Consider the following 11,512-nt stretch of genomic DNA (forward strand, 5'->3'; position numbering starts at 1 on the left):
GGATTTAATTCTATTAAAAAAAATGAAATACAGAGAGATTAAACCAACTGGATTTTTAAAAAACTTTGTTCAGTGTTTTTGGTATTACGAAACTGACTGCGAAGTACAGCACACTATTTTACCCGATGGTTATTTTGACTTAATTGCAGAGTTTGAAAATGACACATTAATTACCGTAAAACTCACAGGTGTCTGGACAAAACCAAAAGATATCAGCATCCCAAAAAACATAAAATTCTTTGCTGTACGATTTAAACTTTTAGCAATTGAATATCTTTTTCAAAAAGAAATTAAAACTATTGTCGACACTACTATAAAACTGCCATTTACTTTTTGGAATCTTGACACTTATAAATCGTATCAATTTGATCTATTTGTTACTGATACTTTAAACAGCTTAGAAACTTCTCTAAAACATTTAAATGAAATAGACAGCAGAAAACTAAACCTTTTTGAGATAGTTTATTTGCAAAAAACAAAGACGGTTTTTGAACTTTCGAGCCAGATTTTCTGGAGCAGCAGACAAATCAACCGATACTTTAGCACTCAGTTTGGTATATCTTTAAAAGAATTTTTAAAAATTGTTCGCTGCAATGCTTCTTATGAAGAAATTTCAAACGGAAATTTAAGTCCACAGTCTGATTTTTTTGATCAGGCACATTTTATAAAGGAAATAAAGAAATATACGGGAGTTACACCAAAAGAATTAAGCAAAAATAAAAATGACCGATTTTTACAATTATCGAAGTTAGAAGAAAAATAGATTTGCGGTATTAATTTTAAATTTTTATCCAAATGAAAATAAGCAGACTTTCTCCCAACTTTGAAGTAAATGATATAAAAAAGACCGTTGCTTTTTATACAGAACACTTCGAATTTAAACTCATAATGGCTGTTCCTGAAACACAGGACGGTGTTGAGCAAACTTTAGACGAAAACAAAGAATATGTGTATGCCATGATGCAAAAAGACAGCATAGAATTTATGTTTCAGCGTTCGGATACATTTAAAAATGATATTGTTTTTTCAAAAGATTTACCAATAGGAGCCACCGTTTCATTTTATATGGATATTGAAGGCATAAAAGATTTTTATTTAACGCTTAAAAAACAGAACCTTGAAATAACCGAAATCAAAACAACTTGGTACGGAATGCAGGAATTCTATATAAAAGATCTTAATGGCTATATTTTAGGTTTTTCCGAAAAAAATGAATAAATAAAACAGCACAGATCCAAAGGTCTGTGCTATTAAAATTATACAATTAAAACCTCAAAGACTTCATAATAACCAACACAATAGCTTAAAAAACTTAGAATCTCAGCATCTCAGAACCTTAGCTCCTTCTTTTTATTAATACACCTTTTTATTGGTTTTATACCCAAATATGGCGGACTTATGACATTTTTTCAAAAGTCACTTTCTTAATTATTTACTTTCATATCATCAAAAAGAAATAATTACAAATTAACTAAAGCCCCATGTTATGAAAACTACAAAAATGGTATTACTTTTTATCATTCTAATCTCATTCTGTGCTTGCAAAAAGGACTCAAAGGGAGAAAAAGATAATTATTCAACCGTAAAAAAAAGTACTGCATCTTCTGAATGTTTAGCTCCTGCTAATTGGTTTACGATCGTAAACAACACGCGCCAGACGCCTCCGCCAAATGAAGGACCAACAAGCGTTTTTGCCAATAATCAAACAGTAACCAATTGTGACTTTCATCAATGGTCATGGCAAAAATTTCTTTGGCTGACAAATGAAGTCAATGGAAAACCATTCTTTATGACTAATCTGATTCAGGTGAATGCGGCAGGTCAGAAATTAGATCCTACTAACGGAATTGTTTTGACAGATACTGCTCAGGCAAGTTCTAAAAGTGATATTTTAAGAACTCCTAATTTTCCATCGGGTGTTCCTAAACAAACTACAGTCTATTATTCTATATTTATGGACCAACTTCTTTACGACACTATGATAAAATATGGCCCAATTGCCAAAAGTGATCCTTCTAAAGTAAAAGACATCACTTTTCCTGTAGGTGCATTAGAACTAAAAACCTCATGGATAGATGCGAGTGTTCTTAAAGATACTTCTTCTTATTTTGTTACTCAGGGAGTAATAAACGGAGTAAAAACAAAAGTAGCACTTTTAGGAATGCATGTCGTGGGAATTGTAGAAAATCATCCTGAATTTGTGTGGGCTACTTTTGAACATGAAAATCTTGCGCCTGCTTACGATTGGACTAAAGCTACCCCAACAGCCGATGCTCCTGTAACGAGCACAGTTGATTATCCGTTCTTTAATAAAAACAGCACGGCAACGGTTCAAAATATAACTTCAAAAAATGGAATTTATACAGATGTCTTTTCTGTTTACAAATATGGTGTTCCTGTAGAAAAAGCAATGAAAGGTTCTTTTAATGTGCAGCTTTATATGGAAACAAGCCAAAATGGTTCTGAAAACTTCAATAATATTCGTACTATTAACCAAAGCGTTAAAACACAGCTGAAAGGTATATGGAACAATTATTTTTACAACGGTTCGCTATGGATTAATACCGAAGGATACAAAGATACTCCGGCACAAGCAGCTTTATTAGACTCGTTGAGTTATAATCTTTCAAATTCTTCACCCGGAGATTTAACCAGAGGTTCTACAGCTGCTTACAATATTACTATGGAAACCTATGTTCAGGTAGGATTTGGAAAACCATCCTCTATACATGCCAATACAGTAGACAATCTTGTTAATTGCTTCTCCTGCCACAATACATCTAATAATTCGGCCGAATCGCCTCTTTTTATCAGCCATGTTTTTACAGGATATGTACAAAATCTGCAGGGTTTAAACAGAGCACAAATCAAAGACGAACATGTTAAAGAAATTGTTAAGCAATTCAATCAGCGTCTAAGGTTAAAACAATTAAAATCAAAATAACAACCGTTTTACTTTAATATATAAACACAAAAACCACAAGCTCTTGTTTGTGGTTTTTATGTTTTATTGATGAACATAAGATTAAAACAATATTTTTTTTCACACAGATCAAAGCCGATTTTTAGACTGCTTTATGTAAATTCTGTTCAAATCTCTTTTACTTTTTTGTAAACCAAAAAGAGATTAATGACTTTGCAACTTTGGTGCTTTAAATTTCAATACCACTTTTTAAATTGCTAATTTCGCTTTCGAATAAGAAAGAGAAAAATGAAGGTCTGTATTGCTGAGAAACCAAGTGTAGCACGTGAAATTGCATCCGTTTTGGGCGCTAATACCAAACACGACGGATATTACGAAGGCAATGGTTATGCCGTAACTTATACTTTTGGCCATTTATGCACATTAAAAGAACCTAACGATTATAAACCACACTGGAAAAGCTGGGATTTAAACAATCTCCCAATGCTTCCTGAAAAATTCGAAACTAAAGTCGTTCAGAATTCAGGAATCCAGAAGCAGTTTAAAATTATAAAAACCCTTTTTGATAAAGCCGAATTGGTTATAAATTGCGGGGATGCCGGGCAGGAAGGAGAATTAATCCAACGCTGGGTAATGAACGAAGCACATTACAAAGGCGAAATAAAACGCTTGTGGATTTCATCTCTAACCACAGAAGCCATAAAAGAAGGTTTTGACAACTTAAAACCCTCTGAAAACTACGATAACTTATTCTACGCCGGATTTTCAAGAGCGATTGGCGACTGGCTTCTGGGAATGAATGCGACACGTTTATACACCGTAAAACATGGCGGTTACAAACAAGTGTTGTCTATTGGACGCGTACAAACGCCTACATTAGCAATGGTAGTTGACCGATTTAAAGAAATAGAAAACTTTAAACCACAGCCGTATTGGGAATTACAGACTTTATACAGAGAAACACTTTTCAGCTACGAAGAAGGTCGTTTCCTGAAAAAAGAGGATGGAGAAATTCTGGCTGAAAAAGTCAAAGAAAGTGATTTCGAAATTGTTTCTGTTGATAAGAAAAACGGAAACGAATACGCACCAAAACTGTTTGATTTAACGGGTTTACAGGTTTATTCCAATCAAAAATTTGGGTTTTCGGCAGAAGAAACCCTTAAAATTGCGCAGACTTTATACGAACAGAAAGCCATTACGTATCCCAGAGTCGATACAACTTTCCTGCCGGGAGATATTTACCCAAAAGTAACGGGAATTCTGCAAAAACTGACTAATTACAGTCATTTAACAGAACCGCTTTTAGGAAAGAAAATTAAAAAATCGCCAAAGGTTTTTAATGATAAAAAAGTAACCGATCACCACGCAATTATTCCAACGGGAATAGAAATTAATCTGCCGTACAATCAACAGCAGGTTTATGACATAATTGTAAAACGTTTTTTAGCTGTATTTTATGATGATTGTCTGGTTGCCAACACCACAGTTATTGGAAAAGCAGCCGATGTAACTTTTAAAACCACAGGAAAAGAAATTCTTAAAAAAGGTTTCCGTGTTGTTTTTGAAGATCCAAATGCCAAAGAAAAAGAACCGGACTTGCTGCCGAGTTTTGTTGTGGGCGAAAAAGGCCCGCATGAACCTTCTTTTCTCCAAAAAGAAACCAAACCGCCTAATTATTTTACCGAAGCAACTTTACTGCGAGCGATGGAAACTGCAGGAAAACAAGTTGATGACGAAGATTTACGCGAATTAATGAAAGAAAACGGAATTGGACGTCCGTCAACGCGTGCAAATATTATTGAAACCCTATTTAAACGCCAGTATATTGTCCGCAATAAAAAACAGGTTTTACCAACGACAACAGGAATTCAGTTAATTGATACAATTCAGAACGAGTTGATTAAATCGGCTGAACTTACAGGTTCTTGGGAAAAACAGTTAAAAGATATTGAAAAAGGTACTTTTACGGCTGCTGCTTTTATCCGAAATATGAAACGAATGGTTGAAGCTTTGGTAACCGAAGTTCGAAGTGAAACCAGGCACGCCAATATTTCGCATGCTGCAACGATTCAGAAACCAGTTGTAAAAGCAGAGAAAAAGAAAGCTGCAGGAATCTTGGCAGAAACTTGTCCGAAATGCCAGAAAGGGAATCTTATAAAAGGGAAATCAGCTTTTGGATGCAGCGAATACAAATCGGGTTGTGATTTTGTGCTGCCTTATGTTTTTTCAGATAAAAAAATTACCGAAAGCCAGTATTTACGATTGGTTCAAAAAGGTTCAACTGTAAACATAAAAGGCTTCAAAACCGAAGCCGGAACGGTTGAAGGCTTAATTCGTTTTGAAGAAAATTACAAACTAAAATTAGAGCCGAAGAAAACCGCAGCAAAAAAGACCACGCAGGAAACTTCAGATTCATTAACGTGTCCGAAATGTAAAAAAGGAACCATCCTAAAAGGAAAAACCGCTTACGGATGTGCTGAATATAAATCGGGATGTGATTTTAAAGTTACTTTTGATGAAGTCCGCGCGAAACTAAAAGATCAAAAACCAACGAAAGAACTGGTCTACTCTATTTTAGAGGAAAGCGTTTAGTTTTTTCTTGCCACAGATTAAAGGGATTAAAATGATTTTTTTTGTTTTTTTGCCACGAATTTCACTAATTTTCACTAATTTTTTCACGCAGATTCTGCAGATTTAATTTTGATTCTGAATTTAAATCTGCTTGAATCTGCTGAATCTGCGTGAGACAAAATCATTTTAATCCCTTTAATCTGTGGCTAAAACATTTCCCATTTTTCAAAAAATAATTCGTGAAAATTAGTGTAATTAGTGGCAACATTTTTTTTCATACTTTAGTGCTTCCATTTAACATCAAAAACTCATAAATATGTTTCAGAAAATTACTCTTTTAGCGCTTGTATTGGCTGTTGTTTCTTGTCAGAAGAAAGAATCTGTAGAAAAAGATAAAATTAAAATCGCCGACTGGATCATCGGAAACTGGGAAAACAAATCGGCTGAGGGCGTTTTAACTGAAAACTGGCAAAAACTAAATGACAGCACTTTCAACGCATCTTCTTATTTTATAAAAGGGAAAGATACACTGCATTTTGAAACCATAGTTCTGGCTCAAAAAGGCGAAACCCTAACCTATTTCGCAACCGTAAAAGGACAAAACGAAGATAAAGCAGTTGCTTTTGCATCAACCGCAGGGTCTGATAAGCAATTGGTTTTTGAAAATTTAAAACACGATTATCCGCAAAAAATCACATATACAAAAGGCACAGATAATACTTTAACAGCTGAAATTTCTGGGAATTTACAAGGAAAACCGAGTTCAGAGAAGTTTGTGATGACGAAGAAATAAAACATTATATTTCAAACAAATTAAAATCCGTTACTAAATATAATTCATTCCTCCGGAATTCTTCACAATAGTAAAAAGAACCGGAGGTTCGATCAATTTGCAGGGCCGGTTTTTAATCCGGTTTGCGCAAAAATCATCCATAATCTAAAACTCAAAACCTCAGCATCTTAGAACCTTAACAACTTTAAAAAACTACTCATTCTCCCCAATTTTACTTACCATAAAAATCATCATAATACCTAAAAGCGCCATAATTAAAAACGCCCATTTCATACTTAGATATTCAGAGATAAAACCAACCATTGGCGGTACTAATAAAAACCCGAGATAACCAATTGTAGATATCGAAGTTAAGGCAGAACCGCTGCTTAATTTTGAAGATCTTCCAGCAATACTAAACACCAGCGGCACCACGCAGGAAACCCCAAATCCGATTAAAACATAACCAAAAATAGTTGGATAAGCATAAGGCAGAACAAAACAAATTCCAAAACCAACCGTAATTAATATACCACTGTAAAGCAGAATTTTTTTAGTTCCAAATTTCATTACACCATAATCTCCAAATATACGTCCTAATGTTACCGCAGTAGCAAAAAAGACAAAGGCAGCACTTGTTAATTTTGGAGAAGCCTTTAGAATATTTTCGAAATAAATACCGCTCCAGTCATACATCGTATTTTCGCAGGCCATAGATACAAAACAAATCATGGCAAACTTCACCAGATTTTTTTCGGGCATTGAAAAAAACTTCTTTTTAACCGGTACAGGTTCATTATGAATACTCATTGGATAAAAACAAGCCGTAAGGGCAAGCATAAAAACACTTACTCCCAATAAATGATGAGATGGTGCAATTTTTTGGGTCACCATTACATATCCTAAACCCGCTCCAGAAAAAACAGCAATACTCCAAACTGCATGAAAACGCGTTATAATTGATTTTGGATATAATTTCTGCACTTCAAGAGATTGTGCGTTAATAGATAAATTGAAAATATTACGAGAAGCTCCAAAAATTAAAAGTACAATAACCAGCTGCCAAACAAACGCGACTAGACCCGGCAGTGACAAAACAATATTAAACATTATGGCTCCCAAAAGCATAATATAACGACTGCTGTATTTATTCAATAACTTTCCTGTAAACGGCATGGTAAGCATCAAACCAATTGGAAAAGCGAATAAAACAGCTCCAAACTGAGCTTCGGACAAATGCAGTTGTGCTTGTATATGCGGAATTCTTGATACCCACGATGAATAACCAAATCCTGAAAGGAAAAAAAATACGGTATTTGCTATACGATATCCTCTGGGTGTGTTTTGAATTTTTTTGAAGAAAGGTAAAATCATGAAGTCTTTATTTCAGATTGCAAAAATAAAGCTTTTAAAACGAATTACTGTCTGATTTACATTTTAATAATACGTACAAATTTTCAGTTTTATTCTGTAAAAAACAAAAGACTTTTCTTTCTTATTTATCCCTGAAACCCTAAAGAACAAATGAATTTAAATATTATTTGTTAAAAAAACAATAATCTTTACATTTGTGCTGTTTTTATTTATTCTAAATAAGATTTAATTGCAAACCAATTTTTAAACCAATGAAATATTTTAATCCGAAAACGTCACGTTTTCTATTGACAATTAGTTTTGTCTTTTCGTTCTTACTCCTATCTGCGCAGCAAAATGGAAAAATTAAAGGAACCATCACAACTTCAGATGGTGAACAGGCAGCCGGAGTCAACATTATCTTAAAAAACTCAAAATACTGGACCGTATCTGACGAAAGCGGTAATTTCGATTTCAACAGAGTAAAACCAAACACGTATACATTACAAGTTTCTTTAGCAGGATATGAAACTTTAGAAAGCGAAGTTATTGTTACTGAAAGTGAAACTGCAACAGTAAATTTACAATTAAAAGTTTCTAACAAAGAACTAAAAGAGGTTGTCGTAAACAGTAAAAAAAGCATCTTATCTAAAAAAACAGATTACGTTGCCAGAATGCCATTAACGAATCTTGAAAACCCACAGGTTTACAGTGTTATCCAAAAAGAACTTTTACTGGAACAGGTGTCAGTAGACATTAGAAGCGCTGTGCAAAACTCTCCGGGTGTGGTTTCTATAAGTTATCCTTCTGGAGGTGTAGGTGTAATTTTTAGAGGTTTTTCTACGGGAGTTAATGCAAGAAATGGAATGGAAACTGTTTCCGGACGTTCTTCTGTTGATCTTGGTAACGTAGAACGTATTGAAATCATGAAAGGACCTTCCGGAACTCTGTTTGGTTCGTCTGTTTCTTCTTTTGGAGGTGTTGTAAACCTTGTTACTAAAAAACCTTTTGAAACTACTGCTGCCGAAATATCTTACACAACTGGAAGCTTCAACTTAAACCGACTTACAGCAGATATAAACACACCTTTAAATCAGGATAAAACAGTTTTATTCAGACTTAATCTTGCTGTTAACAGAGAAAAAAGTTTCCTTGATTATGGTTTCAACAATACACTTCTAATAGCGCCAAGTCTTACTTACAAAGCCTCTGAAAAACTTACTTTTAATTTTGATGCTGAGCTTTATAACGTAAACAACACAAGACGTACTTACAACACATATGCAGCAACTTCTGGAATTACAAATCCGAATGATTTGAAAATTGATTATAAAAAATCGATGTTCCATGATGATAACGATGCAAAATCAACAGCAACTAAGTTTTTTGCTCAGGCAGAATATGAAATAACAGAAAACTGGAGATCTACAACTGTATTTTCATTTGTAGGTGAAGATGTAGAGCGTAGTTATCAAAGTTATGCTGTTTGGAGTTCTCCAACACAAGCAGCAAGAAGAGTTGGTCTTTGGGGGCCTATTTATAATAACTACACCAACATTCAGGAAAACATCAACGGAAAATTTTCTACAGGAAGTATCAAACATAAATTCCTTGCTGGTGTAAATTACAGACTTTACAGTTCTAATTTTTCAGGAGGATCAACTTTTACACTTGATAATATAGACGTTACCACTCCTTTTGCCCCAATTAGAAGGAAAGCCGTTGATGCAGGACTTGTATTAACAACGTCGCCCGTTGCTGACCAAAAAACGCTTAGTGTTTATGCTTCTGATGTTGTAAATTTTACAGACAAACTTTCTGCCATGTTGAGTTTACGTTTGGATAATTTCGAACGTGCAAAAGCAGGAACTGTTGAAGGCTACAGCCAGACCGCTCTTTCTCCTAAATTAGGATTGGTATATGAACTTGTAGATGATCAGGTTTCGGTATTTGGAAATTACATGAACGGTTTCCAAAATATGCAGCCGGTAACGCAGCCAGACGCGACACAATTAGTTTTAGACCCAATTTATGCTGTTCAGTATGAAGGAGGAGTTAAAGCAGAAGCTTTCAACAAAAAATTAAGCGGATCTGTAAGTTACTACAATATTACAATTGATAACGCAACAAGAATTGATGCTGCGGGATTTACTATACAAGATGGAAAACAAGTAAGTAAAGGTGTTGATTTTGAGTTAATGACAACACCTCTTAACGGATTAAGCATTGTTGCAGGATATGCCTATAATGATAACAAAATTGTAAAAGCATCTGTTGCTGCTATTGAAGGAAACAAAGCAACCTCTGCTCCTGAAAATGTAGCGAACTTTTGGACTACTTACACTTTTCAAAACAAATTAAAAGGTCTGGGAATTGGTGCAGGTGCCAATTATGTAGACAAAAATTATTTTACAGCCGATAACACTTTTTACATGCCATCGTATACAGTTTATAATGCAACAGTATACTACGAAAAACCTTCATGGAGATTAGGTTTGAAGTTTAATAATTTAACCAATGAAAAATACTGGGATTTCTGGGGCACATCGCAGGCACCAACCAGCATATTGGCTAATTTAACTATTAAATTTTAAAACCTAATACACTTAGAACTGACGCCTCAATTTGATCAATTGAGGCGCTTTTAATTATAATAATTTCAGATTTATTTCTATGACATTTAAAAAACTCATTCTTAAAATTCATCTTTGGCTGGGATTATCTTCCGGCTTAATTGTAGTTATACTGGGCATTACAGGCTGTTTGTATGTTTTTGAAGAAGAACTGCGTCCTATTGTTCACGACTATTATTATGCTGATCAGGTAAAAGATAAAAAACTGCCAATAAGCAAGATTATAGAAATCGCAAAAGCAGAAAATAAAAATCCGAAGCAGTCAATTTCTGGATGTCATGTAATAAATGAAGATGATCGTACCGTCATTGTGTGGTTTTTTGAAGAATTGAATCCAGATGCATTTTGGTATTGGAATCAATATAAAACCACTTATCTCTATATAGATCCTTACAGTGGAAAAGTAAAAGAACAGGAAGATTATAATTTTGAGTTTTTTGTTTTTGTGCGAATGCTGCATCAAACTCTGTGTTTCAACAGTAAAATTGGAGATCCCATTACAGGAACGGCAACCATTATATTTATTATTTCTTTAATTACTGGACTTATACTTTGGTGGCCCAAAAATAAACAAGCAGCCAAACAGCGTTTTTGGTTTAGATGGAAAAACACCACAAAATGGAAACGTAAAAATTACGATCTGCATAACATTCTGGGATATTATATGATGATTTTTGCTTTGATAATTGCACTCACAGGATTAGTATGGGCATTTGAATCATACGATAAAGGAGTACAATGGTTATTTAACGGAGGAAAAACCTTCAAAAGAGAAAGAGTATTTTCTGATACTGCTCAATACTCAAAAACCAATTCGATTGATAAAATATACGCTTCTATAAAACAGTCAAATCCGAAGGCAAAAAGCTACTATTTATTTATTCCGAGAGAAAATGATTCACTGGCGGCTTACAATACATTCATTCGTTATAAAAGCCGTTTTGATGACACAGCCATCGATTTTGACCGATATACTGCAAAACCTCTGAGATCGACAAGATATGAGGACAAAAATAACGGTGAAAAATTCCGATTTTTAAATTATGATCTGCATGTAGGCAGTATTCTTGGATTTCCGGGAAAAGTGCTGGCTTTTTTTGCCAGTCTGGTTGCAGCGAGTCTGCCTATTACCGGTTTTTTAATTTGGTGGGGAAGAAATAACAAAAAAAAGAAATAAACGAGCAATTATAAGGGTTATCAGTGTTGTTAAAGAAATTATAATTTCTACATTTGTGTTGTTTTTACTAATTCTAAATAATC

8 protein-coding genes are annotated in these 11,512 nt (G+C 34.2%); 7 read left to right on the forward strand and 1 reads right to left on the reverse strand.

The genetic code is table 11. The annotated features are described in order from the left end of the window. Positions 1-22 precede the first annotated feature (22 nt). The 5 genes from L1276_RS11510 to L1276_RS11530 all read left to right on the forward strand — a co-directional run bounded on the left by L1276_RS11510 (position 23) and on the right by L1276_RS11530 (position 6,287). Entirely contained in the window at positions 23-763 is a 741-nt protein-coding gene (locus L1276_RS11510) for an AraC family transcriptional regulator (RefSeq protein WP_253787905.1), read from the forward strand. 32 nt (positions 764-795) lie between these two features. Further along, positions 796-1,218: a VOC family protein gene (locus L1276_RS11515; RefSeq protein ID WP_253787908.1), complete on the forward strand. Its 423-nt coding sequence runs from the start codon at positions 796-798 to the stop codon at positions 1,216-1,218. A 268-nt stretch (positions 1,219-1,486) separates the two neighbouring features. Continuing rightward, positions 1,487-2,944 carry a hypothetical protein gene (locus L1276_RS11520; RefSeq protein WP_253787910.1) on the forward strand — a complete coding sequence of 486 codons (1,458 nt, stop codon included), beginning with the start codon at positions 1,487-1,489 and terminating at the stop codon, positions 2,942-2,944. Between the two features lie 267 nt (positions 2,945-3,211). Then, positions 3,212-5,515, forward strand: coding sequence for a type IA DNA topoisomerase (locus tag L1276_RS11525; RefSeq protein ID WP_253787912.1), 2,304 nt, complete (start codon positions 3,212-3,214; stop codon positions 5,513-5,515). A gap of 295 nt (positions 5,516-5,810) precedes the next feature. After that, entirely contained in the window at positions 5,811-6,287 is a 477-nt protein-coding gene (locus tag L1276_RS11530) for a DUF6265 family protein (RefSeq protein WP_253787914.1), read from the forward strand. A 192-nt stretch (positions 6,288-6,479) separates the two neighbouring features. Here the strand turns inward: L1276_RS11530 and L1276_RS11535 are convergent, their stop codons facing one another. After that, positions 6,480-7,640, reverse strand: a complete 1,161-nt coding sequence (locus L1276_RS11535) for an MFS transporter (protein WP_253787916.1) — start codon at positions 7,638-7,640, stop codon at positions 6,480-6,482. A 251-nt stretch (positions 7,641-7,891) separates the two neighbouring features. On the opposite strand from L1276_RS11535, the gene L1276_RS11540 reads away from it, so the two are divergent. Beyond that, on the forward strand, positions 7,892-10,213 hold the full coding sequence (locus L1276_RS11540) for a TonB-dependent receptor (RefSeq protein WP_253787919.1): 2,322 nt from the start codon (positions 7,892-7,894) through the stop codon (positions 10,211-10,213). A gap of 79 nt (positions 10,214-10,292) precedes the next feature. Continuing rightward, entirely contained in the window at positions 10,293-11,429 is a 1,137-nt protein-coding gene (locus L1276_RS11545) for a PepSY domain-containing protein (protein WP_253787921.1), read from the forward strand. The last annotated feature ends 83 nt before the right edge of the window (positions 11,430-11,512 follow it).

Origin of the sequence: Flavobacterium sp. HSC-32F16 (assembly GCF_024171645.1) — a bacterium.
GTDB lineage: Bacteria > Bacteroidota > Bacteroidia > Flavobacteriales > Flavobacteriaceae > Flavobacterium.

Coding starts and splice junctions, on each gene's coding strand:
- L1276_RS11515 (WP_253787908.1), top strand. CDS start 796: ATGAAAATAAGCAGACTTTCTCCCAACTTTGAAGTAAATGATATAAAA.
- L1276_RS11520 (WP_253787910.1), top strand. CDS start 1,487: ATGAAAACTACAAAAATGGTATTACTTTTTATCATTCTAATCTCATTC.
- L1276_RS11530 (WP_253787914.1), top strand. CDS start 5,811: ATGTTTCAGAAAATTACTCTTTTAGCGCTTGTATTGGCTGTTGTTTCT.
- L1276_RS11525 (WP_253787912.1), top strand. CDS start 3,212: ATGAAGGTCTGTATTGCTGAGAAACCAAGTGTAGCACGTGAAATTGCA.
- L1276_RS11545 (WP_253787921.1), top strand. CDS start 10,293: ATGACATTTAAAAAACTCATTCTTAAAATTCATCTTTGGCTGGGATTA.
- L1276_RS11510 (WP_253787905.1), top strand. CDS start 23: ATGAAATACAGAGAGATTAAACCAACTGGATTTTTAAAAAACTTTGTT.
- L1276_RS11540 (WP_253787919.1), top strand. CDS start 7,892: ATGAAATATTTTAATCCGAAAACGTCACGTTTTCTATTGACAATTAGT.
- L1276_RS11535 (WP_253787916.1), bottom strand. CDS start 7,640: ATGATTTTACCTTTCTTCAAAAAAATTCAAAACACACCCAGAGGATAT.